Here is a 26202-nt window from a genome sequence, read left to right on the forward strand (position 1 = left end):
CTTCCGGCCCGGGTGGGCGGCTGGATAGCCTGACGGGGTGCGAATCGGTGTGAACGTCCCGAATTTCGGGCCCGGAACCGACCCCGGCGTGCTGCGCGACTGGGCGCGGACGGTGGAGGGTCTGGGCTTCGACCTGCTGATGGTCTCCGACCACGTCGCGGTGACGCCGGACGTGGCCGAGCAGTACCCGGCGCCCTTCTACGAGCCCTTCACCACTCTGTCGTGGCTGGCGGGTGTCACCGACCGGATCCTGCTGGGGACGACGGTGCTGGTCCTGCCGTACCGCCATCCGCTGCTGACCGCCCGGATGGCCGCGAACCTCGACCGGCTCAGCGGCGGGCGCCTGGTGCTGGGCGTAGGGGTGGGCTGGGCACGGCAGGAGTTCGCCGCGCTCGGGGTCCCGTACGAGCGGCGCGGCGCCCTGACGGACGAACATTTGACGGCGCTGCGCGAGGCCTGGAAGGACGAGGCGGACTACGCCGCCGGCCCCGTTCCCGTCTGGGTCGGCGGCAACAGCGACGCGGCGCTGCGGCGGGCGGTACGGCTGGGCGACGCGTGGCATCCGCTGCGCTTCACCCTGCCGTGGCTGCGCGAGGCCGTCGACCGGCTCGCGGCGCGGGCGCGCGAGCACGGACGGCCCGTACCCGCCCTCGCGCCGCGCATCGCGCTGCGGCTCACCCCGGCGATGGTGACCGGCCCTGACCGGCTCGCCGGTGAGGGCACCCTCGACCAGATCACGGACGACCTCGGCGAACTGCGCGCGCTCGGCGCGGACACCGTCGTCCTCGACCCCTTCAACGGCGACCCCCGCGAGACGCTGCGCCCCCAGGTGGCGTGGCAGGCGCTCGCCGCCGTCGCCGCCCACCGCTCACGAACGGAGTGACGATGACCGACGACATCACGACCCGCCTGCTGCGCCGGGCGATCGCGCTGGCCGCGGAGGCCCGCGCGGCGGGCAACCCGCCCTTCGGCTCGCTGCTCGCCGGGCCTGACGGCACCGTGCTCGCCGAGGACCGCAACAGCTGCCTCACCGACGAGGACATCACCGCCCACCCCGAGCTGAAACTGGCGCGATGGGCGGCCCGGGAGCTCGATCCGGCCACCGCGGCCGCCACCGCCATGTACACCAGCTGCCAGCCCTGCGGGATGTGCGCGGGCGCCATCGAGCGCTCCGGGCTCGGCCGTGTCGTCTACGCCCTGTCCGGCGACCAGCTCACCGGGCTCAAGTCGCCCGCGGCGAAGTCCGGTTTCCCGCACGTGCCGCAGGACGGGCCGGCCCTGTACGACGAGGCCCGCGTCCCCGTCGAGGGCTACTACTGATCCCGCCGGTCCCGTCCGGAGCCCCCGCTACTCCTGCTTCTCGCCCGAGGCGAAGCGGGAGATGATCAGGGCGACGATGATGATCGCCCCGTTGAGGAACTGGTTCCACAGCGGGGGCACGCCCGCCAGGGTCATCACATTGACGACGAGTTGCAGGGTCAGGACACCGGTCAGCGCTCCGAAGAGCGTGCCGCGGCCGCCGTTGAGGCTGACGCCGCCGATGACGGTCGCGGCGAAGACCTGGAAGATCCAGCCGCTGCCCTGGTCCGCCGAGATCGAGCCGTAGTGCCCGCTGTACAGCACGCCCGCGAAGGCCGCGAGCACTCCGCCCACGATGAGCACGGCCCAGGTGATCCGGTCCACCCGGATGCCCGCGGTGCGCGCGGCCTCGGGGTTGCCGCCGATCGCGTACAGCGCCCTGCCGTGCCGCAGCCAGGCGAGGGCGCAGCCGCCCACAGCGAAGAGCAGGGCGCAGATCCAGATGGCGGCCGGGACCCCGGCCCAGGAGGCGTGGCCGAGGTAGGTGAAGGAGCCGGGCAGTTCGACGATGGAGCGGCCCTCGGAGACGGCGATCTGCAGCCCGCGCAGCATGGTGAGCGCGCCGAGGGTGACGATGAAGCCGTTGAGCCGCAGCTTGAGGATGAGGAAGCCGTTGACGGCGCCGATGACCGCGCCGACCATCAGGCACAGCGGTATCGCAGTCCAGACCGGCAGCAGCTCCAGGCCTGTGAAGCGGCCGCCCGCGGAGGGCAGCACGAGCCACACGGCGATGACGGGCGCGACGCCGATGGTGGACTCCAGCGACAGGTCCATCCGGCCGGCGATGAGGATCAGTGCCTCGGCGAGCACCAGCAGGCTGAGCTCGGTCGACTGCTGGGCGACGCCGATCAGGTTGTCGGAGGTGAGGAAGGCCGGCGAGACGATGAAGCCGATGAGGCCCAGCACCAGGATCGCGGGGACGAGGGACAGTTCGCGGAAGCGGGCGAGACCGCCCGGTACCCGGCGCGGCGTCCCGGCCGCGGGCGCCTCGGCGGCGGGCACCGGTGGCTCGGTGACGTCTGTGGTGGTGGACATGGCTACCCTTCCTCTTCCTCTCCCCGTTCCGTGTCCCGCTCCCGCGCGCCGGGGCGGGCGGCCACGCCCTCCATGGCGGCGACCAGTTCCTCGTCCCGCCAGCCCCGGCCGAACTCCGCGACCACGCGGCCGTGGAACATCGTCACGACCCGGTCGCACGCCCTCAGGTCGTCCAGCTCGTCGGAGACGACCAGCGCCGCCCGCCCGTCGTCCGCGACCTTGCGGATCCTGCCCAGCAGGAACTCCTTGGACCGCACGTCCACCCCGTTGGTGGGCCGTACGGCCACCAGCACGTGGGGGTCGGTGGCCAGCGCGCGGGCGACGACGACCTTCTGCTGGTTGCCGCCCGAGAGCGCGGAGACGGAGGTGGCCGCGCCCGGTGTCCTGATGTCCAGGTCCTTGATCATGCGCTCGGCGAACTCCCTGGTGCGCGAGGGCAGTACGGTGCCGAACGGCCCGAGCTGGCCGGTGACGGTGAGGGTGGCGTTCTCGGCCACGCTGCGCGTGCCGACCAGGCCCTGGTGGTGCCGGTCCTCGGGGACCAGGCCCACGCCCGCGGCCAGGGCGGCGGGAACCCCGGACGCGCGCACCTCGCGGCCCGCCACGGCGATCCGCCCGGCGTCGGCGCGGTGCAGCCCGGCGACGGTCTCCCCCAGCCGGACGTTCCCGCTGGCGGTGGCCCCGGCGAGGCCGACGACCTCACCGGGGCGGACCGCCAGGGAGACGTCCTCGTAGGCGCCGCGCAGGGTCAGACCGGTCACGTCCAGCAGCGGCTCCCCGGCGGCCGCGGCACGGCCGCCCGCCGGTGCGCCGGCCGCGGGCGCGGCGGCGCTCTCCCCGGTCATCGCCTCGACCAGGGCGTCGTGGTCCAGCTCCGCAACCGGCGCGGTGACGATGTGGCGCGCGTCCCGGTAGACGGTGACCGCGGTGCACAGGTCGTAGACCTCCTGCAGGTGGTGCGAGATGAAGAGGAAGGCCACGCCCTGCCGTTGCAGGTCGCGGAGCTTGTCGAAGAGCCGGGCGATGCCGCGGGCGTCGAGCCGGGCGGTGGGTTCGTCGAGGATGATGAAGCGCGCGCCGAATTCCCTGTCCGGGTGAGCCGGGGCGATTCATCCGAGGTATCACGGACGACAGGAAGGTAAGTCCGTCCCGTCGCCGTGACAACCCCTTGTGCGGTCACGATCGAAGCGCGTTCATGCGACGATACATCCGAGCTATGGATTGCCACGGCCCACCCTTGGCGCCTACAGTCGCCGTGGCGCGAGACCTCCGATGTCTTGGCCAGGCCGAGCGTGAAAGGCAGCCACTTGTCCGCAACCTCCGCCCGCATCACCGCGATCGACACCCACGACATCCGCTTCCCCACCTCACGGGAGCTGGACGGCTCGGACGCGATGAATCCGGACCCCGACTACTCCGCCGCCTACGTGGTGCTGCGCACCGACGCCGACGACGGCCACGAGGGGCACGGCTTCGTCTTCACCATCGGACGCGGCAACGACGTCCAGGTCGCGGCGATCGAGGCGCTCCGCCCCCATCTCGTCGGCCGGCCGGTCGAGGAGGTGTGCGCCGACCCCGGCTCCGTGGTGCGCGACCTGACCGGGGACAGCCAGTTGCGCTGGCTCGGGCCCGAGAAGGGCGTGATGCACATGGCGATCGGGGCCGTCGTCAACGCCGTGTGGGATCTGGCGGCCAAGCGGCGCGGTCTGCCGCTGTGGCGGCTGCTGGCCGAGGCCGAGCCGGAGTGGCTGGTCGCCCAGATCGACTTCCGCTACATCGCCGACGCCCTCACCCCCGAGCGCGCGCTGGAACTGCTGCGCGAGGGCAGGCAGGGCGCCGCCGCACGGACGGCCGCGCTGCTGGAGCGGGGCTACCCCGGCTACACCACCTCACCCGGCTGGCTCGGCTACTCCGACGAGAAGCTGACCCGGCTCGCCGAGCAGGCCGTGGCCGACGGCTTCACCCAGATCAAGCTGAAGGTCGGCGCCGACCTGGAGGACGACGTGCGGCGCATGCGCGCGGCCCGTGCCGCCGTCGGCCCGGACGTCCGCATCGCGATCGACGCCAACCAGCGGTGGAACGTCGGCGAGGCGATCGAATGGGTCGCCACGCTGGGCGAGTTCGACCCGTACTGGATCGAGGAGCCGACCTCGCCCGACGACATCCTCGGCCACGCCGCGATCCGCAAGGCCGTCGCCCCGGTCCGGGTCGCCACCGGTGAGCACGTGCAGAACCGCATCGTCTTCAAGCAGCTGCTGCAGGCCGGCGCCATCGACGTGGTGCAGATCGACGCGGCGCGGGTCGGCGGGGTCAACGAGAACCTCGCCATCCTGCTGCTCGCCGCCGCCTTCGGCGTGCCGGTGTGCCCGCACGCGGGCGGGGTCGGGCTGTGCGAGCTGGTGCAGCACCTGTCGATGTTCGACTACGTGGCGCTGTCCGGCACCACCGAGGGCCGCGTCATCGAGTACGTGGACCACCTGCACGAGCACTTCGTCACCCCGGTCGTGATGCGCCGTGGCCACTACGCCGCTCCGGTGACGCCCGGTTTCTCCGCACGGATGAGGCCGGAATCGATCGACGCGTTCCGCTACCCCGACGGTACGTTCTGGGTGGCCGACCGGGCACGGCAGGAAGGTGGGACGGCATGAGCGAGGGTCTGCGCGATCTGGAGGGCCTCGGCGCACTGGTGACCGGTGGCGCCTCGGGCATCGGCCTGGCGACGGCCCGGCTGCTGTCCGCCCGCGGCGCCCGGGTCGCCGTACTGGACCTGGCGCCGGACGGCTTGCCGGAGCACCTGTCGGCGTTCAAGGCCGACGTCTGCGACGACGGTTCCACCCGCGCCGCCGTCGGCGCGGCGGCGGAGGAACTGGGCGGCCTCGACATCCTCGTCAACAACGCGGGCATCGGCGCGGCCGGCACCGTCGAGGACAACCCCGACGAGCAGTGGCACCGCGTCCTCGACGTCAACGTCCTCGGCATGGTCCGCACCACCCGTGCCGCCCTCCCCCACCTGCGGCGCTCGGCCCACCCCGCGATCGTCAACACCTGCTCCATCGCCGCCACCGCCGGGCTCCCGCAGCGTGCCCTGTACAGCGCCAGCAAGGGCGCCGTGCTCTCGCTGACCCTGGCGATGGCCGCCGACCACGTCCGCGAGGGCATCCGGGTCAACTGCGTCAACCCCGGCACCGCCGACACCCCGTGGGTCGCCCGGCTGCTGGACGCCGCGGACGACCCCGAGGCGGAGCGCGCAGCCCTCAACGCCCGGCAGCCGATGGGCCGTCTGGTGACCGCCGACGAGGTCGCCGCCGCCATCGTCTATCTGGCGAGCCCGGCCGCGGCCTCCGTCACCGGCACCGCGCTCGCCGTGGATGGCGGCATGGCCGGCCTGCGGCTGCGCCCGGCCGGGAAGTGAGGGCCGGGATCACCATGCGCAACAGCACCCTGGGCCGCAGCGGTGTCGCCGTCACCGAAGTGGGTTTCGGCGCCGCCGCGATCGGCAACCTCTTCACCCCGGTCGACGACGACGCCGCCCTCGCGGCCGTGGACGCCGCCTGGGACGCCGGCATCCGCTACTTCGACACCGCGCCGCACTACGGGCTCGGCCTGTCCGAGCGCCGGCTCGGCGCCGCGCTGCGCGACCGGCCCCGAGCCGGGTACGTCGTCTCCACCAAGGTCGGGCGGCTGCTGGAGCCGGGCGGGCCGGGCGGGGACGACCTGGCCAACGGCTTCGCCGTGCCCGCCGCGCTGCGCCGGGTGTGGGACTTCAGCGCCGACGGCGTACGGCGCAGCCTCGACGCCAGCCTGGAGCGCCTCGGCCTGGACCGCGTCGACGTGGTCTACCTCCACGATCCGGACGAGCACGCCGACGAGGCCTTCGGCCAGGCGTACCCGGCACTGGAGAAGCTGCGCGCGGAGGGCGTCGTCGGCGCGATCGGCGCGGGCATGAACCAGACGGCCATGCTCGCCCGCTTCCTGCGCGACACCGATGTCGACGTCGTGCTGATGGCCGGCCGCTACACGCTGCTGGAGCAGGGGGGCCTCGCCGAGGTGCTGCCCCTGGCGGCGGCCGGCGGTGCCGGCGTGGTGGTCGGCGGCGCCTTCAACTCGGGGCTGCTGATCGACCCGGGCGAGGGCGCCACGTACGACTACGCCCCCGCGCCGGACTCCGTGCTCGCCCGGGCCCGGCGGCTGCAGGCCGTGGCCGGCCGGCACGGTGTGCCGTTGCGCGCGGCGGCGCTGCGCTTCCCTGCCGCCCATCCCGCCGTCGCGAGCACGCTGGTGGGGCTGCGCTCGGCGGACGAGGTGCGGGACACCGCCGCGATGCTGCGGCTCCCGGTCCCGGCCCCGCTCTGGTCAGACCTGCGCGCCGAGGGCCTGCTCGGCGCCGGGGTGCCGGTACCGGACGAGGAGGCCTCGTGAGGGTCGCCCTGCACACGAGGGTGCGCGCCGACCGGATCGCCGCGTACGAGGCGGCGCACCGCGAGGTGCCCGCGGAACTGACCTCCGCCATCCGCGCCGCGGGCGTGCGGGAGTGGACGATCTGGCGCAGCGGCGGCGAGCTGTTCCACCTGCTGGACGTCGACGACTACCCGGCGATGCTGGCCGCCCTGGAGTCACTGCCCGTCAACATCGCCTGGCAGGCGCGGATGGCGGAGCTGCTGGAGGTCGCCCACGACTACTCCGCCGACGGTGCCGGGGCGCCCCTCCCGGTGGTATGGGAGCTGTGACCATGACGGAAGGCATCGTCGACGCGCACCACCACCTGTGGGACCTGTCGGTACGCGACCAGGACTGGATCAGCGGCCCGCGGCTGGCCCCGCTGCGCCGGGACTTCTCCCTCGCCGACCTGGAGCCGGAGGCGAAGGCCGCCGGGGTCACCGCGACCGTCCTCGTCCAGACCGTCACGGTGGCGGAGGAGACCCCCGAGTTCCTGGCGCTGGCCGCGGGCAGCGACCTGGTGGCCGGGGTGGTCGGCTGGACCGATCTGACGCACCCCGGGGTCGCCGACCGGCTGGCCGCCCTGCGCGAACTGCCCGGCGGGGAGCACCTGGTGGGGATCCGCCACCAGGTGCAGGGCGAACCCGACCCGGAGTGGCTGCTCCGCCCCGACGTGCTGCGCGGGCTGCGCGCGGTGGCCGACGCGGGCCTGGTCTACGACCTGGTGGTCCTCGCCTCCCAGCTGCCGGCCGCCGCCAGGGCCGCCGCCCTGCTGCCGGAGCTGGTCCTCGTCCTGGACCACTTGGGCAAGCCGCCCATCGCCGGGCGCGGGACGCTGCCGTGGGCCGACGACGTACGGTCGCTGGCCGCCCGGCCCAACACCGTCTGCAAGCTGTCCGGCATGGTCACCGAGGCCGACTGGGACTCCTGGACCACGGCGGACCTCGCGCCCTACGCCGGGACCGTGCTCGACGCCTTCGGGCCGGACCGCCTCATGTTCGGCTCCGACTGGCCGGTGTGCCGGCTCGCCGCCTCGTACGCCGAGGTCGTCGACGCCGCCCGCGCCCTGACCGACGGACTGGACGCCGGAGAGCGGCAGGCGGTCTTCTCCGGTACGGCGCGGCGCGTCTACGGGCTCTGATCCCCCGCACGGATCGCCCGGATCACCCTGGGGGACGCGCCCGGTTCGCGCCGGCAGGTCTTGTCGAAGGCCTGGAGGCCGGCGATGCCCACGGCCGCCGGGACGGCCGGGATGGGCAGGGTCGAGGCCCGCAGCAGACGTCGTGCGCGTTCCATGCGCCGCCGGCGGATCCAGGCGGCCGTCGTGTCGCCCGTCTCGGCGCGGAACAGCCGGGTCAGGTTGTTGTGCGACACCCCGGCCACGCGGGCGATCTCCGGTACGGACAGCGGCCCCGCCAGGTGCTCCTCGGTGTGGGCGGTCGCCGTGGCGACGGCGCCGTGCCGGGTGCCGGGACGGCCCTCGCCGGGCAGGTGGGCCCGCCGTACCCCGGCCACGAGTACGACACCTCGTTCCCCGAGCACGAGTTCTTCTTCGAGAAGCTGCACGACGAGGGGGTGACTAGACTCCCACCCCTGGCAGCACGAGGGACGGGCGTGGGCGCGTGAGCGACGAGAGACCGGACACACCCCCGCGGAGCGCGGCGGGGCGGCTCACCGTGCGCGACGTCCTCGACCTGGACCTGGTGGCCCCCTGGGTGCCCGAGGTCGTGGCCGGTTCGGCGCATCTGCACCGCGCGGTGCGCTGGCTGCACGTGGCCGAGGCGCTGGACGTCGGCGTCATGCTCAGCGGCGGGGAGATGGTGCTGACCACCGGCCTGCTGCTGGCGGGTGACGAGCGCGCCCAGCGCGAGTACATCGAGTCGATGCAGCGCGCCGACGTGGCGGCGGTGGTCCTGGGGCTCGGCCGCGCGTTCCGGACCACGCCCGAGCCGATGCGCCGGGCCGCCGAGCGCTGCGGGGTGCCGCTGGTCGTGCTGCACCGGCCGGCGCCGTTCGCGCGGCTCACCGAGGAGGTGCACGCGCGACTGGTGCACGGCCGGTTCGCCGCCCTCGACCTCTCCGACCGGATCCGCTCCTCGCTGACGGCGCTCAACCTGTCCGGGGCCAGCCTCCAGCAGGTCCTGGACGAGATAGCCGCGCACAGCGGATGTCCCGCGGTCGTCGTGAACCTCGCGCAGCGCGTACTGGCCTCCGCCGGCGACAAGGGCTCGCTGAACGACCTGCTGCGCGACTGGGAGCGGGTCTCCGGGCAGGTGGCCGAACTCGCCGGGAGCGGCGCGGTGACGGTCGGCCCTGACGGCTGGATCGTGGCGCCGTTGGAGGCGCGGGGCCGGCAGTGGGGGCGGCTGGTGCTCTTCGGCTACCAGGGCCCCGAGGAGTTCGGGCGGGTGCTGGGCGCCCGCGCCTCCGAGGCGCTGGCCATGCACCGCCTCCTGGGCGACCAGGACCGGGGCTGGGAGGACCAGGCCGCCGAGTCGCTCCTGCACGACCTGGCCACGGGCACGGCCCGCCCCGAGCAACTGGTGACCCGGGTGCGCGCGGCGGGGCTCCCCGTCAACCGGCGTACCTTCGTGCCCGTCGTCGTACGCCTCCTCGGTCCGGTGCCGGACGGGCGGGACGACATGCCGGAGCTGATCGAGCACGCGCTGGCCGAGCATCCCGGGGTCGCCGGGCTGGCGGCGCGGATCGAGTCCGCCGGCACGGCGGTCCTGCTGAGCATCCCGTACGGGCAGGACGCCGACGCCGCCGTCCGCAAGGTGGCGCTGCGGGTGCACGAGGAACTGGCCGGACGCGGCCGCACCGCGGTGGTCGGCGCGGGCTTCGGCTGCCGGGAACTGGACGAGGTCCGGCGCTCCTTCGTCGAGGCGGTGCACGTCGCGGACGCGGCCGTCGCCGGACCGCCGGCGGCGCCCGTGGCCCGGCTGCGGGACGTCCGGCTGCGCGGCCTGGTGCGCCTGCTGCGGGACGAACCCGAACTTCAGGCCTTCATCGGGCGGGAGCTCGGGCCGCTGCTGGGCAATCCCGCGCTGCTGGACGTGCTGCGCACCTATCTCGCGACCGGCCGCAACAAGTCGGCGGCGGCCCAGGTGCACCACGTCAGCCGCCCCGCCCTGTACCGGCGGCTGCAGAGCATCGAGTCGCTGCTGGGCATCGACCTGGACGACTGGGAGCAGCTCACCTCGCTGTACGTGGCGCTGCTCGCGCACGAGGCCCAGCGCGCCGCGGGGCCCGGGTCCGGCCGCTGAGGGCGGCGGGCCCGGGCCCCGGGGCGCGGTCGGTGCGGCGTCAGCTCCTGCGGTCGGGCGCGAGGCGGGTCAGCAGGAAGTAGACGACGAGGGAGCCGGCGAGGCCGACGGCCCATCCGTAGTCCGCGAGCGGCTTCAGGAACGGGATCAGCCCGTCGACCGGGAACGGCCCCTGCTTGACGCCCTTGGCGTCCAGGCCGGAGTGCGAGCCGCCGATGGCGAGCACGCCGCCGACCACGAAGGCGGCCAGCGCCCGCCAGTTCCAGCCGCCGTCGTACCAGTAGCGGCCCTCGGATTTGTACAGGTCGGCGAGGTCCAGCCGGGTGCGGCGGACGATCCAGTAGTCGGCGATGAGGATGCCGGCCACGGTGCCGAGCAGGCCGCCGACGGTGCCGAGCCAGGTGAAGATGTACGCCTGCGGACTGGCCAGCAGCTTCCAGGGGAAGATGACGACGCCCACGACCGCCGTGATCAGCGCGCCGGTGCGGAAACCGATCCTGCGCGGAGCGATGTTGGACAGGTCGAAGGCGGGCGAGACCACGTTCGCCGCGATGTTCACGGAGAGGGTGGCCACCAGGACGGTGATGAGCGCGAAGAGCACCGCGGCCCAGTTGTCGAGCTTGGCGGCCAGCGCCACCGGGTCCCAGATCGGCTCGCCGTACACGGCCTGCGAGCCGGAGGTCACCAGCACCGACAGCAGGGCGAACAGCGTCATCGTGGTGGGCAGCCCCAGGGACTGCCCCCACAGCTGGGCACGCTGGCCGGCGGCGTAACGGGTGAAGTCGGGGATGTTGAGGGAGAGCGTCGACCAGAAGCCGATCATGCCCATGAGGGCGGGGAAGAAGACCTTCCAGAAGTCACCGCCCCAGCCGAGCGCGGACGGCTGGTCGAGCAGCGGGCCGAAGCCCCCGGCCTTGACGCTCATCCAGATCAGCAGGGCGATGGCGCCGACGATGACGAAGGGCGCGGCCCAGTTCTCGAACCGCCGGACCATCTCCATGCCGCGCACGATGATCGCGACCTGAACGATCCAGAAGACGACGAAGGACAGCCACTGCGTCCACGGGTAGCCGCCGATCGTCCCGGCGGTCGCCCATGAGTCGCCGAACAGCTTCCCGGCGAGCAGGAAGATGCCGGAGCCGCCGATCCAGGTCTGGATGCCGAACCACACACAGGCGACGGCCGCCCGGACCAGGGCGGGGAGGTTGGCCCCGCGCACGCCGAACGAGGCGCGTGCGAAGACCGGGAACGGGATGCCGTACTTGGGTCCCGCGTGGCCGGTCAGCAGCATCGGCACGAGCACGATGACATTGGCGAGGGCGATGGTGAGCACCGCCTGCTTCCAGTCCATACCCAGGGCGACCAGGCCCGAGGCGAGGGTCCAGGAGGCGACGTTGTGGGCCATGCCGACCCACAGGGCGGTGAAGTTGTACGTGGTCCACTTCCGCTTGGCGAGCGGAACCGGGAGCAGGTCCTCGTTGGCGTAAGGGCCGGACGGGACGGCGTCGGGCGAGAGCTCGACGCGGCCGTCGGCCTCGGCTCTTCCGGCGGGGGGTGGAGCGGTGGCTGTCATGGCAGCAGCCCCTTCGTTCGAGGCGGGAAAACGGGGATCGAACGTGCCGTGCGGGGGGGGGATGGCGGGGCCGGTGTCAGCCGCGGAGCGCGGGGATGACGGTGGAGCCGTACACTTCGATGACGGACTCCTTGGCGTCCTGCATGTTGTACAGGGCGAACTGGTCGACGCCGAGGGCCTGGAGGGCGCGCAGCTTCTCGATGTGCTGCTCCGCGGTGCCGATGACGCAGAAGCGGTCGACGATCTCGTCGGGGACGAACGCGGTGTCGGGGTTGCCGGTACGGCCGTGGTGGGAATAGTCGTACCCCTGACGGGCCTTGATGTAATCCGTCAGCTCCTGGGGGACGGCGCTCGACGCCTCGCCGTACCTGCCGACGAGGTCGGCGACGTGGTTGCCGACCATGCCGCCGAACCAGCGGCACTGCTCGCGGGCGTGGGCGAGCGCCCGCGGCGAGTCGTCCTCGGTGACGTAGGCGGGCGCGGCCACGCAGATCTTCACCTCGGACGGGTCGCGCCCCGCGGCGACCGCGGCGTCCTTGACCGCCTTGACCATCCACTCGGTCAGGTAGACGTCGGCGAGCTGCAGGATGAAGCCGTCGGCCTTCGCCCCCGTGATCGCCAGCGCCTTCGGCCCGTACGCGGCCATCCAGACGGGCAACTCGGCACCGGGCCGTACCCACGGGAACTTCACCACCGCCCCGCTGCCGAGGTCGGCCTCACGGCCCTCGGCGAGTTCGCGGATGACGTGCATCGCGGCTTCGATGCGGGCGAGGGTGTTGGGCTTGCGGCCCGCGACGCGCATCGCGGAGTCGCCTCGGCCGATGCCGCAGATCGTACGGTTGCCGAACATGTCGTTGAGCGTGGCGAAGGTGGAGGCGGTCACCTCCCAGGTACGGGTGCCCGGGTTGGTGACCATCGGGCCGACGAGCAGCCGTTCGGTGTTCGCCAGGATCTGGCTGTAGATGACGAACGGTTCCTGCCACAGCACGGCCGAGTCGAAGGTCCAGCCGTGGGTGAAGCCGTTGCGCTCGGCGCGCTGCATCAGCTCGACGACCCCGGCGGCGGGCGGGTCCGTCTGCAGGACGAGACCAAAATCCATTGCTCTGCTCCCTGGGGTGGCTAGACGAGGTACTGACAGGTCTCGCGGGTCTGGTACCGGCCGTGGCCGGCGCGGCCCAGGTAGCGGTCCTGGTCGACGATCACGGTGCCGCGCGACAGCACCGTGCGGGCCTTGCCGCGCACGCGTTTGCCCTCGTAGGCCGAGTAGTCGACGTTCATGTGGTGGGTCTGCGCGGACATGACCTGCTCGGCGGCCGGGTCGTAGATGACGATGTCGGCGTCCGCGCCCGGCGCGATCGTGCCCTTGCGCGGGTAGAGGCCGAACATCCGCGCCGGGGTCGCGCAGGCGATCTCGATCCAGCGACGGCGGCTGATGTGCCCGTCCACCACGGCCTGGTGCAGCAGGTCCATCCGGTTCTCCACCCCCGGCAGACCGTTGGGGATCTTCGAGAAGTCCCCCCGGCCCAGTTCCTTCTGGCCCACGAAGCAGAACGGGCAGTGGTCGGTCGACACCACCTGCAGGTCATTGGTGCGCAGGCCCTTCCACAGCTCGGCCTGGTGCTCCTCGGGTCGCAGCGGCGTGGAGCAGACGTACTTGGCGCCCTCGAAGTCCGGCTCGGCGAGGTTGTCCGTGGACAGGAAGAGGTACTGGGGGCACGTCTCCGCGAAGACGTTGAGACCGCGGTCGCGCGCGGTCGCCAGTTCGGCCACGGCCTGCTGCGCGGAGACGTGGACGACGTACAGCGGCGCCCCGGCCACCTCCGCCAGCCGGATCGCGCGGTGGGTCGCCTCGGCCTCCAGCAACTCCCGCCGGACCTCCCCGTGGTAGCGGGGGTCGGTCTTGCCGGCGGCCAGCGCCTGCTCGACCAGGACGTCGATGGCGATGCCGTTCTCCGCGTGCATCATCACCAGCCCGCCGTTGGCGGCGCCGCGCTGCATGGCCCGCAGGATCTTGCCGTCGTCGCTGTAGAAGACGCCCGGGTAGGCCATGAACAGCTTGAAGGAGGTGACTCCTTCGTCCACGAGGAGATCCATCTCCTTGAGGCTGTTCTCGTTGACGTCCGACACGATCATGTGGAAGGCGTAGTCGATCGCGCAGTTGCCCTGCGCCTTGGCGTGCCACGCGTCCAGGCCGCCGCGCAGCGACTCGCCCACCGACTGGACGGCGAAGTCCACGATGGTGGTGGTGCCGCCCCAGGCGGCCGCCCGGGTGCCGGTCTCGAAGGTGTCCGAGGCGAAGGTGCCGCCGAAGGGCAGCTCCATGTGGGTGTGCGCGTCGACACCGCCCGGGATGACGTACGTCCCGGTCGCGTCGATCACGGTGTCCGCCGTCCAGCCCTCGGCGACGGTGCTGCCGGCCGCCGCGAGGGCGACGATGCGCTCCCCCTCGACGAGGACGTCGGCGTGGACCTCTTCTGCGGCGGTGACGACGAGGCCGCCGCGGATCAGGGTTCGGCTCACCGGTTCCCTCCCTCCCCTCAGGCCTCGGTCAGCGGGCCGTAGGCGTCGGGGCGGCGGTCACGGTAGAAGGCCCACTGCTGGCGGACCTCCTCGATCTTCCCGAAGTCCAGGTCGCGGACCACGAGTTCCTCCTCCTTGTCGGAGGCGACGTCACCGACGAACTGGCCGCGCGGGTCGACGAAGTACGAGGTGCCGTAGAAGTCGTTGTCGCCGTACTCCTCCTGGCCGACCCGGTTGATCGCGGCGACGAAGTACTCGTTGGCGACGGCTGCGGCGGGCTGCTCCAGCTGCCACAGGTAGGCCGACAGACCGCGGGAGGTGGCCGAGGGGTTGTAGACCAGCTCGGCGCCGGCGAGGCCCAGCGCCCGCCAGCCCTCGGGGAAGTGCCGGTCGTAGCAGATGTAGACGCCGATCTTGCCGACGGCGGTGTCGAACACCGGCCAGCCCAGGTTGCCGGGCTTGAAGTAGTACTTCTCCCAGAAGCCCTTGACCTGCGGGATGTGGTGCTTGCGGTACTTGCCGAGGTAGCTGCCGTCGGCGTCGATCACGGCGGCGGTGTTGTAGTAGAAGCCCGCCTGCTCGACCTCGTAGACCGGCACGACCATCACCATGCGGAGCTCCTTGGCGAGCGCCTGCATCCGCACGATCGTCGGGCCGTCCGGCACCGGCTCCGCCCACCGGTAGTGCTCGGGCTCCTGCACCTGGCAGAAGTACGGGGCGTTGAACACCTCCTGGAAGCCGATCACCTGCGCGCCCTGGGCGGCGGCCTCGCGGGCGTACCGCTCGTGCAGGTCGATCATCGATTCCTTGTCGCCGGTCCACTTCGTCTGGACGAGCGCGGCGCGCACTACTCGACTCATCGGTCTTCCCTCCGACGTCGCGGCAAAGAGCGGACCGCGAAGGTGAACTCCGGGCCGCTTGACGGCTGACATTAGGAGCCGGGCGGGGCGGGGTGCAGTACCACGGTGTAACGCGATGGGGCCCCCGGCGTTGCGCCGCGTCACCTGCGTGGACACCGCTCAGAGGCGTGTCAGGGGCGGTCGCGCGGCAGGTGAAATCGGCGTTTCGTCCCGGGCGCCGACGTTACCGGCTGGTGTCCGCGACCCACCGACAAGAAATGTGAGATGGACAAAAAAACTTTTCGGTGAGACGGTGGAGCCATGTTGGACGTGACCGTGATCGAGGACTCGGCGGCGGCCGCCGCCACGCTGGACCCCGTACGGGCCCGCCTCCTCGCCGAACTGGCGGAGGGGCCCGCGTCGGCGGCCATGCTCGCCGCACGCGTCGGGCTGCCCCGGCAGAAGGTGAACTACCACCTGCGGACGCTGGAGACGCACGGCCTGGTCGAGCTGGCGGGCGAGCGGAGGAAGGGCAATGTCACCGAGCGGCTGATGCGGGCCACCGCGGCCTCGTACGTCATCTCCCCGCTCGCTCTGGCCGCCGTCCAGCCCGATCCCGGGCGCTTTCGCGACCAGTTGTCCGCGCGCTGGCTCCTGGCCGTGGCCGCCCGCCTGGTGCGCGACGTCGGCACCCTGATCACCGGCGCGGCCAGGGCCCGCAAGCGGCTCGCGACGTACGCCCTCGACGGCGAGGTCCGCTTCGCCTCCGCCGCCGACCGGGCCGCGTTCGTGGAGGAGCTGACCCGCGGCGTCAGCGCGCTGATCGCCAAGTACCACGACGCGGGGACCGAGGGCGGGCGCGAGCACCGCATCGTGGTCGCGCTCCACCCCACCGTCAAGGACCCGGTCCCCGAACTCGCGGCGGGGCCGGCACCGAAGTCCGCGCCCGCCGTCGAGGAGTCCTCGTGAGCCGGCCGGGCCGCTCCGGCGGCCCGTGGCCGCCCACCGCCGCCTCCGCCCCGCCGTCACCGCCGTCACCGCCGTCACCGCCGTCACCGCCGAAGGCCGGCGAGCCCCCCAACCCCGTCGTCCACGCGCCCGAGCGCGTCCCACAAGGAGCGAGCAGCACCATGTCCAAGGAATTCGAGATCGTCCGCGAGTTCGAGACCGAGGCAAGCCCGGAGCAGGTCTGGGAGGCCGTCACCACCGGTTCGGCGGGCTGGCTGTGGCCCCAGGAGTTCGAGCCGCGCAAGGGCGGCGCGGCGCCCTTCGGCGGCACTCTCACCGCCTGGGACCCGCCGCACCACCTGATCGCGCGGGTGGAGAGCCCCGAGCTCGCGGAGAACCAGACCTTCAACCAGCTCGAGCACGTCATCGAGGAGCGCGAGGGCGGTGGCTCCTGGGTGCGCTACGTGCACAGCGGCATCTTCGTCGACGACTGGGACAACCAGTACGACGGCGCGAGCAAGCACACCGACTTCTACCTGCACACCCTGCGTCAGTACCTGACGCACTTCGCGGGCCGGCCCGCCGCCTTCGCCACCGTGAACGGTCCCGCCGCGTCCACCGCGCCGGACGCCCTCGAGGTCGTCAGCCGCGCCCTCGGGGTGCCGGACGACGCGGCCGAGGGCGCCACCGTACGCGTCGAACTGCCCGGCACCGGTCCCGTGGAGGCCGTGGTCGACTACCGCAACCCGTACTTCGTCGGCCTGCGGACGGGCGACGCGATGTTCCGGGTCTTCGGCCGCAACCACTTCGGCGCCCCGGTAGGCATCAGCGTCCACGACTTCGCCGCCGGCGCGGACGGCGGTCGGGCCGAGGAGCGCTGGCAGGACTGGCTGAACAAAGTCTTCGCGTAACCGCCCCGCAGTCCCCCGCACACGGGACCGCCCCGGCTGGAACACCAGCCGGGGCGGTTCGCGTCGTGCTGCCGGACGTGCCGGATGTACCGGACGTGCCGGTCGCGTCAGGCGAGGCTCGCCAGCGCCTCGTTGAAGGTCGCGGACGGACGCATCACGGCCGCGGCCTTGGCCGGGTCGGGCTGGTAGTAGCCGCCGATGTCGGCCGGGGAGCCCTGAACGGCGATCAGCTCGTCGACGATCGTCTGCTCCTTGTCGGTCAGCGTCTGGGCGAGCGGGGCGAAGGCCTTGGCCAGCTCCGCGTCGTCCGTCTGCTTCGCCAGCTCCTGGGCCCAGTACATGGCCAGGTAGAAGTGGCTGCCGCGGTTGTCGATGCCGCCGAGCTTGCGGCTGGGCGACTTGTCCTCGTTGAGGAAGGTGCCCGTGGCGCGGTCGAGGGTGTCGGCCAGGACCTGGGCGCGGGCGTTGCCCGTGGTGGTCGCCAGGTGCTCGAAGCTGACCGCGAGCGCGAGGAACTCGCCCAGGCTGTCCCAGCGCAGGTAGTTCTCCTTGACCAGCTGCTGGACGTGCTTGGGCGCGGAGCCGCCGGCGCCGGTCTCGAAGAGGCCGCCGCCGTTCATGAGCGGCACGACCGAGAGCATCTTGGCGCTGGTGCCCAGCTCGAGGATCGGGAAGAGGTCGGTCAGGTAGTCACGCAGCACATTGCCCGTGACGGAGATCGTGTTCTCGCCGCGGCGGATGCGCTCGAGGGAGAACTTGATCGCCTCGACCGGGGACTTGATCTCGATCTGCAGGCCCTCGGTGTCGTGCTCCCGCAGGTACTCCTCGACCTTGGCGATGAGGTTCGCGTCGTGGGCGCGCTCCGCGTCCAGCCAGAACACCGCCGGGTCGCCGGTCGCGCGGGCGCGGGTGACGGCCAGCTTGACCCAGTCCTTGATCGGGGCGTCCTTGGTCTGGCAGGCGCGGAAGATGTCGCCCGCGGAGACGGTCTGCTCCAGCACGACGTTCCCGGCCCCGTCGACCAGGCGCACCGTGCCGGTGTGCTGGATCTCGAAGGTCTTGTCGTGGCTGCCGTACTCCTCGGCCTTCTGCGCCATCAGGCCGACGTTGGGCACCGAGCCCATCGTCGCCGGGTCGAAGGCGCCGTGCGCGCGGCAGTCCTCGATCACGGCCTGGTAGATGCCCGCGTAGCTGGAGTCCGGGAGCACCGCGAGGGTGTCGGCCTCCTGGCCGTCCGGGCCCCACATGTGGCCGGAGGTGCGGATCATGGCCGGCATGGAGGCGTCGACGATGACGTCGCTGGGGACGTGCAGGTTGGTGATGCCGCGGTCGGAGTCGACCATCGCCAGGGCCGGGCCCTCGGCGAGCTCGGCCTCGAAGGAGGCCTTGATCGCCGCGCCCTCGGGCAGGGACTCCACGCCCTTGAGGATGCCGCCGAGGCCGTCGTTCGGGGTGAGGCCGGCCGTCGCGAAGGTCTCGCCGTACTGGGCGAAGGTCTTCGGGAAGAAGGCGCGGACCACATGGCCGAAGACGATCGGGTCGGAGACCTTCATCATCGTGGCCTTCAGGTGCACCGAGAACAGGACGTCCTCGGCCTTGGCGCGCGCGACCTGGTCGCTGAGGAACTCGCGCAGCACGGCGACGCGCATGACGGAGGCGTCCACGACCTCGCCGGCAAGCACCGGCACCGACTCGCGCAGCACGGTGGTGGTGCCGTCGTCACCGACCAGCTCGATGCGCAGGGCGCCGTCCTCGGCGATGACCGCGGACTTCTCGGTGGAACGGAAGTCGTCGGCGGTCATGTGCGCGACATTGGTCTTGGAGTCGGCCGACCACGCGCCCATGCGGTGCGGGTGCGCCTTGGCGTAGTTCTTGACCGAAGCGGGGGCGCGGCGGTCGGAGTTGCCCTCGCGCAGGACGGGGTTGACGGCGCTGCCCTTGATCTTGTCATAGCGGGCGCGGACGTCCTTGTCCTCGTCGGACTTCGGGTCGTCCGGGTAGTCCGGCAGCGCGTAGCCCTGCTCCTGCAGCTCGGCGATCGCGGCCTTCAGCTGCGGGATCGAGGCCGACACGTTCGGCAGCTTGATGATGTTCGCGGCGGGGGTCCTGGCGAGCTCGCCGAGTTCGGCGAGGGCGTCGGCGATGCGCTGCCCCTCCTCCAGGTACTCGGGGAAGCTCGCGATGATGCGCCCGGCCAGGGAGATGTCACGGGTCTCCACGGCGACTCCGGCCGTGGAGGCGTACGCCTGGATCACGGGCAGGAACGAGTACGTCGCCAGCGCCGGCGCCTCGTCGGTGTGCGTATAGATGATGGTCGAGTCAGTCACCGGGTGCTCCGCTCCACGTCTGCAACATTGCTCGACATCAAGATATCTCCTGAGCGCCGGCCACTCGAATGGACCCTCCCCGCGGACGGCGCGCCCCGCTCGCCACCCGGCCGGAGTCGCCGGGCACCCCGGACACCCTTGTCATGGTGGCCGCGCGCATACCCGGCGGGACAACTGTGGTGCGCCACCACATGGGAGCGTGACGTGGCCGTTTCTACGGTGTGGCGACACGGAAACGTCCCCGTCCCCCGCCCGGAAGTGGTGACCATGGCAACCCCGGCACCCGCGCCAACCGCACCCGGCTCGCTCCGCAGAATCGTCGCGGCGAGCCTCATCGGCACCACCATCGAGTGGTACGACTTCTTCCTCTACGGATCCGCCGCGGCGCTCGTCTTCCCCAAGCTGTTCTTCCCCGAACAGGATCCGCTGGTCGGCACGCTGCTGTCGTTCCTGACCTACGCGGTCGGCTTCGCCGCCCGCCCGGTGGGCGCCCTCGTGTTCGGTCACTTCGGGGACCGCCTCGGCCGCAAGCGGCTGCTCGTGCTGAGCCTGCTGCTCATGGGCGGCGCGACCTTCTGCATCGGCCTGCTCCCGACGTACGCCACGGTCGGCGTCGCCGCTCCGGTGCTGCTCACCGTGCTCCGCCTGGTGCAGGGCTTCGCGCTCGGCGGCGAGTGGGGCGGCGCGGTGCTGCTGGTCTCCGAGCACGGCGACGCTCAGCGCCGCGGGTTCTGGGCGTCGTGGCCTCAGACGGGGGCGCCGGCGGGCCAGCTGCTCGCCACCGGTGTGCTGTCGGCGCTGACCGCGCTGACTTCGGACGCCGCCTTCACCTCGTGGGGCTGGCGCATCCCGTTCCTGCTCTCCGGCGTGCTCGTGCTGGTGGGCCTGTGGATCCGGCTGTCGGTCGACGAGTCGCCGGTGTTCAAGGCGGCGCTGGCCAGGGCGCAGGCCCGCAAGGCCGAGGAGTCCGCGATGGAGCGGCTGCCGCTGCTGGCGGTGCTCCGCGACCACTGGCGGGACGTCCTGGTGGCGATGGGTGCCCGGATGGCGGAGAACATCAGCTACTACGTCATCACGGCCTTCGTCCTCGTCTACGCCACCACGCACGCGGCGGTGGAGAAGCAGACGGCCCTGAACGCCGTGCTCATCGCCTCCGCGGTGCACTTCGCCGTGATCCCGGCCTGGGGCGCGCTGTCCGACCGCATCGGGCGCAAGCCGGTGTACCTGCTGGGCGCGGCCGGCGTGGGCCTGTGGGCCTTCCCCTTCTTCGCGCTGATCGACACCAAGAGCTTCCCCGCCATGCTGCTGGCGGTCACGGTCGGCCTGGTGCTGCACGGCGCCATGTACGCGCCGCAGGCGGCCTTCTTCTCGGAGATGTTCGCGACCCGCATGCGGTACTCCGGGGCCTCGATCGGCGCCCAGTTCGCCTCGGTGGCGGCCGGCGCGCCGGCGCCGCTCATCGCGACGGCTCTGCTCGCGGACACCGGCGGCTCGACCTACATCTCCCTGTACGTCATCCTCGCCGCCCTGATCACGCTGGTCGCGGTCGGGGTGGCCAAGGAGACCCGCGGCCGGGACCTCGACGCCGTCGAGCCCGAGGCCGCGCAGGACGCGCAGCTCGCCCGGTCGGCCCACGTGGGCTGACCCGTCCGCCCGTCACCCGTCCCCCGGCCCCGTCCCCCAACCCTGGTCATGGGCCCCTGATCGTGGACCCCGCCGCTGCTTGTCAGTGGCGGGGTCTACTGTCGTCACCGTGAGTGACACGAGGCCGGTGACGGGGGTGCTGCATCATGTCGAGCTGTGGGTTCCGGACCTGGAGCGCGCTGACGCCGAGTGGGGCTGGCTCCTGGGAGAACTGGGTTATGCGCTGTACCAGGGGTGGGAGGCGGGCCGCAGCCGGCGACTGGGGCCGACCTATATCGTCGTCGAGCGGTCACCGGATCTGATCCCGGGCGCGCACGAGCGCCGCAGGCCGGGGCTGAACCATCTGGCGTTCCATGTGGCGGGCCGCGAAGAGCTGGACGCGCTGGTGAATCGGGCGCCGCGGCACGGCTGGACGCTGATGTTCCCCGGCCTCCATCCCCACGCAGGCGGGGCGGAGCACTACGCCGGATATCTGGAGAACGGCGACGGGTTCGAGGTGGAGCTGGTCGCGGGCGCGGATCAGTCCTGAACCGCCGGTTCCGCCGTGCCGTCCTGCCCCGTCGACAGCCGGTGCAGGCGCAGCGCGAGCTGGATCTCCAGCGCGCGGTCCGGGGCCTGCCAGTCGGCACCGAGGAGGTGGGAGATGCGCTCCAGGCGCTGAGCCACGGTGTTGACGTGCACGTGCAGGGCGTCCTTGGTGCGCACGGGGCTCATGCCGCTGGCGAAGTAGGCGTCCAGGGTGCGCACCAAGTCGGTGCCGCGCCGGGTGTCGTAGTCGGCGACGGCCCCGATCGTGCGGTGCACAAAGCCGTCGACGTCCCGCGAGTCGGTGAGCAGCAGCCCGAGGAAGCCGAAGTCGTCGCCCGAGGCCCCCTCCCCCGTGCGGCCGAGGGCCCGCAGTGTGTCACCGCAGCGCTGCGCCTCGGCGTAGGCGAGCGCGACGGCGCCGGGGCGGCCGGCGGGTGCGTGGACGGGCCCGGAGGCCCCGACGGTGACGGCCGCCTGCACCGCGGTGCCCAGCTGCTGGGCGATGCGGCGCGCGGTCGCCGAGGCGTCGGAGCCCGCCTCCAGCGGGAGCAGCAGCACGGTGCCGCCGTCGCGCGCGGCGGCCAGCCCGCGGCGGGTGGCGGCGAGGTGCGAGGCGGCCGACCACAGCCGCTGCCGGTCGGCGGTGGCCCCCGCGTGCTCCTCGTCCACGCGGGCGGCCAGGACGATGTGCGGGGCGTCGAGGTCGGCGCGGAGCCGGCCGGCGCGTTCGCGCAGCAGTCCGGGGTCGCGCTGCGGGGCGTCGAGCAGGTCGTCCAGGAGTTCGCCGCGGAAACGCTGCTCGGCCTCGGCGGCGGTGCGGCGGGCGAGCAGCAGCAGGGAGGTGACCATGGCGGCCCGTTCCAGCGTCCGCTGGTCGACGGGATCGAGTTCGGGGTGGCCCTGCAGCACGAGGGCGCCCAGGAGCTCGCCGCCGGCGGTGACGGCCGCTGTCCAGGTCTCGTGCTGGCGTACGGCGTGGCCGTCCTTGCGGGAGCGGGCGACGGCGTCGGCGAGCGCTTCCGGGACGGGGTCGCGGTCCGGGCCGACGACGCGGACCGTTCCGGAGAGCACCTCGGCGACGGCGTCCGCGACGTCGTCGACACCGCCGCCGCGCAGGACGAGCTCGGTGAGCCGGTCGTGGACCTCCGAGGCCCGTTCCAGCACGGCGCTGTGGTTGCGGATGGTCTCGTTGGCCGTGCCGAGATCGGCGAGCGCGGAGCGCGTCTCCTCCAGAAGGTTCGCCGTGTCGATGGCGACGGCGGCAAGCGAGGCGAGGGAGGCGAGCAGGGCGATCTGTCCGCGTTCGAAGACCCGGGCCCGGCGGTCCGCGGCGTACAGCACGCCGATGACACCGGTGCCCAGGACGAGGGGCACGCCGAGGATCGCCACCAGGCCCTCGTCGCTCACGGCCGAGTCGATCGGATGGGTGTGCCGGAAGCGCTCGTCCTCGAAGTAGGACTCGGTGACGTAGGGCAGCGCGGTCTGCGCGACCAGCCCGCCGAGCCCCTCCCCCATGCCCAGCCGCACCCGCTGGAACTTGGCGGAGACCGACCCCTCGGTGACCCGCATGTAGGTGTCGCCGGCCTTTCGGTCGATCAGGCTGAGATAGGCGACGTCCGTGCCGAGCAGGGACCGGGCCCGCTGCACGATGGCCTGCAGCACCGAGTCCAGGTCGCGCAGTCCCGCGAGGTCGCCGGCCGTCTCGAACAGCGCCGACAGCTCGGCCTCGCGGCGCCGTCGGCCCTCCAGTTCCGCCCGCACGCGCAGGGCCAGCAGCTTGGCCTGCTCCATCTCGGCGAGCACGGCGGGCGGCGCGCCCTCGGCCCGGGCCGTGAGCAGCGGCCGCTCGTACTCCTCGGCCGGTGCCCGGCGGGCGAGCAGCCGCAGGAAGGGAGCGTCGGAGGGGCTGTGGGGAGCCATCGTTCCGCCGAGGTCGTCGTGGGCGTCGTAAGGGTCGCGGGGCACGGTGTCAGGGATACCGGCAGATCAGTGCGCCGTCCATCCACCGTCCATGGTCAGCGAGGCACCGGTGATGAAGGAGGCCTGCGGCGAGCAGAGGTAGGCGGCCAGCTCGGCGACCTCCTCGGGCTCCACCAGACGCTTGACGGCGGAGTCGGCGAGCATGATGTCGGTGACGACGCGCTCGGGTTCGATGCCGTGTGCCTCGGCCTGGTCGGCGATCTGGCGCTCGACCAGCGGGGTGCGCACATAGGCGGGGCTGATGCAGTTCGAGGTGACGCCCCGCGTGGCGCCCTCGAGGGCGGCGGTCTTGGAGAGCCCCTCCAGTCCGTGCTTGGCCGAGACGTAGGCGCTCTTGTAGGCCGAGGCCCGCAGGCCGTGCACCGAGGAGATGTTCACGATCCGGCCCCAGCCCTGCCCGTACATGTGCGGCAGCGCGCCGCGGATCAGCCGGAAGGGGGCCTCCAGCATCACGCGCAGCACCGTGGCGAAGACATCCGGCGGGAAGTCCTCGATCGGGCGCACGAGCTGCAGTCCGGCGTTGTTGACCAGGATGTCGGTGCCCGCGGCCGCCTGTTCCGCGGTGTCGAGGTCGGTCAGGTCCAGGGGCAATGTCTCGACGGTGCCCGGGTGGCCGCCCGCCGCCGCCTGTTCCGCGAGCTCGGCGAGGCCTTCGGCGTCACGGTCGGCGGCCCGCACCTTCGCCCCGGCGGCGGCCAGGCGCAGGACGCACGCGCGGCCGATGCCGCCGGCGGCGCCGGTGACGAGCGCGGTGCGTCCGCCCAGGTCCGGCACACCGGACGACGGGACGGGACCTGCTGCGGGACGGGGCGCGGGCGGCGTGAGCGTCATGCAGTGCAGGCTAGGCAGCCTCCGGGCCCGGACCGATGTGTGCGCCGCCCACACTCGCGTCGCCGTCCGTGGGGCCCGCGCACACTCACTCCTCGGGCGGTCCCGCGGGCTCGAACCAGGTGGGGCCGTCGGTCAGCGCGTGCTTGAGCCGCAGCCGTCCGTGGTTGCCGAGATCCGGCAGGCCGTCCACGTCGAACCAGGCGACCTCCAGCGACTCGTCGTCCGCCACGCGGGCCTGCCCGCCCACCGCCCGGCAGCGGAAGGTGATGTCCACGTACTGGCAGCGGTCCCCGTTGGGGTAGAGCACCGGGTCGATGGTCTGGACGAGGACGACGCGCTCCGCGACCGCGCGGACGCCGGTCTCCTCCAGCACCTCGCGGACGGCGGTCTCGGCGGGCTGCTCACCGGGTTCCGCGATGCCGCCGATCAGGGACCAACGACCATTGTCCGCACGGCGGTTGAGCAGGACGCGGCCGTCGTCGTCGAGGACGACAGCGGTGACACCGGGCAGGAGCAGTTGCCGGTGGCCGACAACGGCCCGCAGTTCGCGGAGGAATTCGGGAATCGGCACGCCCCCGAGCCTACGTCCTCGCCCGGGTGCTCCCGGGGATCACACCCGGGAGCACCCGGGAGCACCGTCGTCCCCGTTCCCGCACGAGATCTCCACATCCCACCGCCCCAGCCGTTACCGTGAGCCCGGGGTCGGGGGGTTCCCCGGGGGTCAGGGGGTGCGGGTGATGGACACGCGAACCGGCGGTGCGCGGGCCGGACTGGACGGTCGCGACGGCCGTCACGGCGGTGGCGGCGACGGCGGCCCGGCCGAGCGCCCGCGTTCCGGATGGACCGACGCGGCCGGCGCGCTGATCCTCGCCGGCTGCGCGGTGTGGTCCCTGGCCGCCGCCGCGGGCCGCCCGGCCCGCCCGGAAGGGGTACTCCTGGCGGTCCTGGCGGTCACCGCCGGATACGCCGCCGGCCGCATCGGCGGCGCCCTGCGGCCGGTGACCGTGCCCGCCCTGGCGGCCCTCGCCGCGGTCGCCCTGATGCTCGCCCCGCCGGGACGCCTGTCCGGCGGCCCGGGCACGCCTCCGCTGGGCTATGCCGACGCCGACGCCGCGTTGATGGTGCTCGCCACCGGCGCCGCCTGCTCCGCCGCCTGGGCCACCCGAAAGCGCCCGCTGCGGCTGGGCCTGCGCCTGCTCGGCGCCACGGCGGCCGCGCTGGCGCTGGCCGTCGGTTCCACCGCCGGGTTCGCGGCCTCCCTCGGGGTGATCCTGTGCTCCCTGGCCGCCGACCGCACGCGCCGCTCGGTCGGTCTCGCGGGCCTGGCCCTGGCCACCGTCGTGGCGGTCGGCGGCACCTGCGCCGTCGCCGTCGACGCCCTGCCCCCGGGGCTCTCGTCGTCGCTGTCCGGGCAGCTCACCCCGGCCCGCGTCCGGCTGTGGCACGACGCGCTGGAGACCGCCCGTGCGAACCCCGTACGCGGGATCGGGCCGGCCCGCTTCGGCGAGTCCGGCCAAGCTGCGGCGCCGTCACCGCCCGGCGCCGGCACACCGCAGTCGGCACCCCTGCAGCTGGCGGCCGAGCAGGGCGTCCCCGGTGTCACCCTCCTCGCGGCCTCCTACGGCTGGCTGCTCTGGGCCCTCCTGCGCTCCCCGCGCCCCACCCCGGTCGTCCTCTCCGCGGGCGCCGCCCTCACCGGCCTCGCCATGCAGTCCGCCGTCGACCACGTCCTCAGCTACGCCGCCGTCACCGCGGGCGCCGGCCTCCTGGCCGGCCTCGCCACCTCCCGCCCGCTCGCCGAATCCCCGGACCGCATTCGGGGCGGCGGCACCTGAGGCACCCGCCCCGTCACATCGGCGCGCGCCACCTCGGTGACCCTCGGATGACGGCACCGAACCGTTCCCCGACCGCGCCCGGCGCCGCCGTCCACCGGCGCCGGGCCGGTCCCGGGACTCCCGCCGGGGGCCTATTGCTCCACCCCGGGGCGGCGGCCTAGCATCGTGT

General features: G+C 72.9%; 22 protein-coding genes and 2 pseudogenes. 13 read left to right on the forward strand and 11 right to left on the reverse strand.

The genetic code is table 11. The features are described from left to right. Positions 1 to 37: 37 nt before the first annotated feature. Both ACWDAS_RS24275 and ACWDAS_RS24280 read left to right on the forward strand, forming a co-directional pair. A complete protein-coding gene (locus ACWDAS_RS24275; protein ID WP_450394482.1) occupies positions 38 to 883 on the forward strand; it encodes an LLM class flavin-dependent oxidoreductase in 846 nt (281 codons plus the stop codon). A gap of 2 nt (positions 884 to 885) precedes the next feature. Next, positions 886 to 1320 (forward strand): nucleoside deaminase, encoded by a 435-nt coding sequence (locus ACWDAS_RS24280; RefSeq protein ID WP_450394485.1) that lies wholly within the window; start codon positions 886 to 888, stop codon positions 1318 to 1320. 27 nt (positions 1321 to 1347) lie between these two features. Here ACWDAS_RS24280 and ACWDAS_RS24285 read toward each other — a convergent pair whose 3' ends face one another. After that, positions 1348 to 2394 carry an ABC transporter permease gene (locus ACWDAS_RS24285; protein WP_450394488.1) on the reverse strand — a complete coding sequence of 349 codons (1047 nt, stop codon included), beginning with the start codon at positions 2392 to 2394 and terminating at the stop codon, positions 1348 to 1350. Between the two features lie 2 nt (positions 2395 to 2396). Beyond that, positions 2397 to 3476 (reverse strand): annotated as a pseudogene (locus tag ACWDAS_RS24290) (ATP-binding cassette domain-containing protein); the annotation flags it as partial. A 225-nt stretch (positions 3477 to 3701) separates the two neighbouring features. Here ACWDAS_RS24290 and ACWDAS_RS24295 point away from each other — a divergent pair. Genes ACWDAS_RS24295 through ACWDAS_RS24315 form a run of 5 tightly spaced genes read left to right on the forward strand, consistent with a single transcriptional unit; the run spans position 3702 to position 7972 of the window. Next, positions 3702 to 5042, forward strand: coding sequence for an enolase C-terminal domain-like protein (locus ACWDAS_RS24295; protein ID WP_450394490.1), 1341 nt, complete (start codon positions 3702 to 3704; stop codon positions 5040 to 5042). Then, the gene (locus tag ACWDAS_RS24300; RefSeq protein WP_450394493.1) at positions 5039 to 5806 is read left to right on the forward strand and encodes an SDR family NAD(P)-dependent oxidoreductase; all 768 of its coding nucleotides are present in this window, start codon (positions 5039 to 5041) and stop codon (positions 5804 to 5806) included. The genes ACWDAS_RS24295 and ACWDAS_RS24300 overlap by 4 nt, the downstream gene beginning before the upstream one ends. A gap of 14 nt (positions 5807 to 5820) precedes the next feature. Next, the gene (locus ACWDAS_RS24305) at positions 5821 to 6813 is read left to right on the forward strand and encodes an aldo/keto reductase (RefSeq protein ID WP_450394496.1); all 993 of its coding nucleotides are present in this window, start codon (positions 5821 to 5823) and stop codon (positions 6811 to 6813) included. Then, on the forward strand, positions 6810 to 7121 hold the full coding sequence (locus ACWDAS_RS24310; RefSeq protein ID WP_450394498.1) for an L-rhamnose mutarotase: 312 nt from the start codon (positions 6810 to 6812) through the stop codon (positions 7119 to 7121). Before ACWDAS_RS24305 ends, ACWDAS_RS24310 begins: the two co-directional genes overlap by 4 nt. A gap of 2 nt (positions 7122 to 7123) precedes the next feature. Then, the gene (locus tag ACWDAS_RS24315; protein WP_450394501.1) at positions 7124 to 7972 is read left to right on the forward strand and encodes an amidohydrolase family protein; all 849 of its coding nucleotides are present in this window, start codon (positions 7124 to 7126) and stop codon (positions 7970 to 7972) included. Here the strand turns inward: ACWDAS_RS24315 and ACWDAS_RS24320 are convergent. Next, positions 7960 to 8319 (reverse strand): annotated as a pseudogene (locus ACWDAS_RS24320) (helix-turn-helix domain-containing protein); the annotation flags it as partial. The gene ACWDAS_RS24315 and the pseudogene ACWDAS_RS24320 sit on opposite strands and share 13 nt — an antisense overlap. A 134-nt stretch (positions 8320 to 8453) precedes the next feature. On the opposite strand from ACWDAS_RS24320, the gene ACWDAS_RS24325 reads away from it, so the two are divergent. Next, a complete protein-coding gene (locus tag ACWDAS_RS24325; RefSeq protein ID WP_450394504.1) occupies positions 8454 to 10097 on the forward strand; it encodes a PucR family transcriptional regulator in 1644 nt (547 codons plus the stop codon). 40 nt (positions 10098 to 10137) lie between these two features. Here ACWDAS_RS24325 and ACWDAS_RS24330 read toward each other — a convergent pair whose 3' ends face one another. From ACWDAS_RS24330 to ACWDAS_RS24345, 4 genes are all read right to left on the reverse strand, one after another. After that, on the reverse strand, positions 10138 to 11670 hold the full coding sequence (locus tag ACWDAS_RS24330; RefSeq protein ID WP_450394506.1) for an NCS1 family nucleobase:cation symporter-1: 1533 nt from the start codon (positions 11668 to 11670) through the stop codon (positions 10138 to 10140). Between the two features lie 76 nt (positions 11671 to 11746). Next, on the reverse strand, positions 11747 to 12769 hold the full coding sequence (locus ACWDAS_RS24335; RefSeq protein WP_450394509.1) for a TIGR03842 family LLM class F420-dependent oxidoreductase: 1023 nt from the start codon (positions 12767 to 12769) through the stop codon (positions 11747 to 11749). Positions 12770 to 12789: 20 nt separating this feature from the next. Continuing rightward, the gene (gene hydA, locus ACWDAS_RS24340; protein ID WP_450394512.1) at positions 12790 to 14190 is read right to left on the reverse strand and encodes a dihydropyrimidinase; all 1401 of its coding nucleotides are present in this window, start codon (positions 14188 to 14190) and stop codon (positions 12790 to 12792) included. 17 nt (positions 14191 to 14207) lie between these two features. Continuing rightward, a complete protein-coding gene (locus tag ACWDAS_RS24345) occupies positions 14208 to 15050 on the reverse strand; it encodes a nitrilase-related carbon-nitrogen hydrolase (protein WP_450394513.1) in 843 nt (280 codons plus the stop codon). Between the two features lie 300 nt (positions 15051 to 15350). Between ACWDAS_RS24345 and ACWDAS_RS24350 the strand changes: the two genes are divergently transcribed. Both ACWDAS_RS24350 and ACWDAS_RS24355 read left to right on the forward strand, forming a co-directional pair. Then, the gene (locus ACWDAS_RS24350; protein WP_450394515.1) at positions 15351 to 15998 is read left to right on the forward strand and encodes an ArsR/SmtB family transcription factor; all 648 of its coding nucleotides are present in this window, start codon (positions 15351 to 15353) and stop codon (positions 15996 to 15998) included. 161 nt (positions 15999 to 16159) lie between these two features. Beyond that, positions 16160 to 16888 carry an SRPBCC family protein gene (locus ACWDAS_RS24355; protein WP_450394517.1) on the forward strand — a complete coding sequence of 243 codons (729 nt, stop codon included), beginning with the start codon at positions 16160 to 16162 and terminating at the stop codon, positions 16886 to 16888. A gap of 107 nt (positions 16889 to 16995) precedes the next feature. Here ACWDAS_RS24355 and ACWDAS_RS24360 read toward each other — a convergent pair whose 3' ends face one another. Then, on the reverse strand, positions 16996 to 19215 hold the full coding sequence (locus tag ACWDAS_RS24360) for an NADP-dependent isocitrate dehydrogenase (RefSeq protein WP_450394519.1): 2220 nt from the start codon (positions 19213 to 19215) through the stop codon (positions 16996 to 16998). Positions 19216 to 19482: 267 nt separating this feature from the next. Here ACWDAS_RS24360 and ACWDAS_RS24365 point away from each other — a divergent pair, with 267 nt between their 5' ends. Both ACWDAS_RS24365 and ACWDAS_RS24370 read left to right on the forward strand, forming a co-directional pair. After that, positions 19483 to 20859: an MFS transporter gene (locus ACWDAS_RS24365; protein WP_450394522.1), complete on the forward strand. Its 1377-nt coding sequence runs from the start codon at positions 19483 to 19485 to the stop codon at positions 20857 to 20859. 109 nt (positions 20860 to 20968) lie between these two features. Next, positions 20969 to 21388, forward strand: a complete 420-nt coding sequence (locus ACWDAS_RS24370) for a VOC family protein (protein WP_450394524.1) — start codon at positions 20969 to 20971, stop codon at positions 21386 to 21388. On the opposite strand, the gene ACWDAS_RS24375 is transcribed toward ACWDAS_RS24370, so the two are convergent. The 3 genes from ACWDAS_RS24375 to ACWDAS_RS24385 form a co-directional block, all read right to left on the reverse strand. After that, positions 21379 to 23307, reverse strand: a complete 1929-nt coding sequence (locus ACWDAS_RS24375; RefSeq protein ID WP_450394646.1) for a helix-turn-helix domain-containing protein — start codon at positions 23305 to 23307, stop codon at positions 21379 to 21381. The two genes, ACWDAS_RS24370 and ACWDAS_RS24375, sit on opposite strands and share 10 nt — an antisense overlap. A gap of 66 nt (positions 23308 to 23373) precedes the next feature. Then, the gene (locus tag ACWDAS_RS24380; RefSeq protein WP_450394526.1) at positions 23374 to 24198 is read right to left on the reverse strand and encodes a 3-hydroxybutyrate dehydrogenase; all 825 of its coding nucleotides are present in this window, start codon (positions 24196 to 24198) and stop codon (positions 23374 to 23376) included. 85 nt (positions 24199 to 24283) lie between these two features. After that, complete coding sequence (locus tag ACWDAS_RS24385; RefSeq protein ID WP_450394529.1) at positions 24284 to 24769, reverse strand: NUDIX hydrolase; 486 nt, start codon at positions 24767 to 24769, stop codon at positions 24284 to 24286. A 166-nt stretch (positions 24770 to 24935) separates the two neighbouring features. Here ACWDAS_RS24385 and ACWDAS_RS24390 point away from each other — a divergent pair, with 166 nt between their 5' ends. After that, complete coding sequence (locus tag ACWDAS_RS24390) at positions 24936 to 26033, forward strand: O-antigen ligase family protein (RefSeq protein ID WP_450394532.1); 1098 nt, start codon at positions 24936 to 24938, stop codon at positions 26031 to 26033. Positions 26034 to 26202: the final 169 nt, after the last annotated feature.

Source organism: Streptomyces sp. NPDC001070 (genome assembly GCF_053598835.1).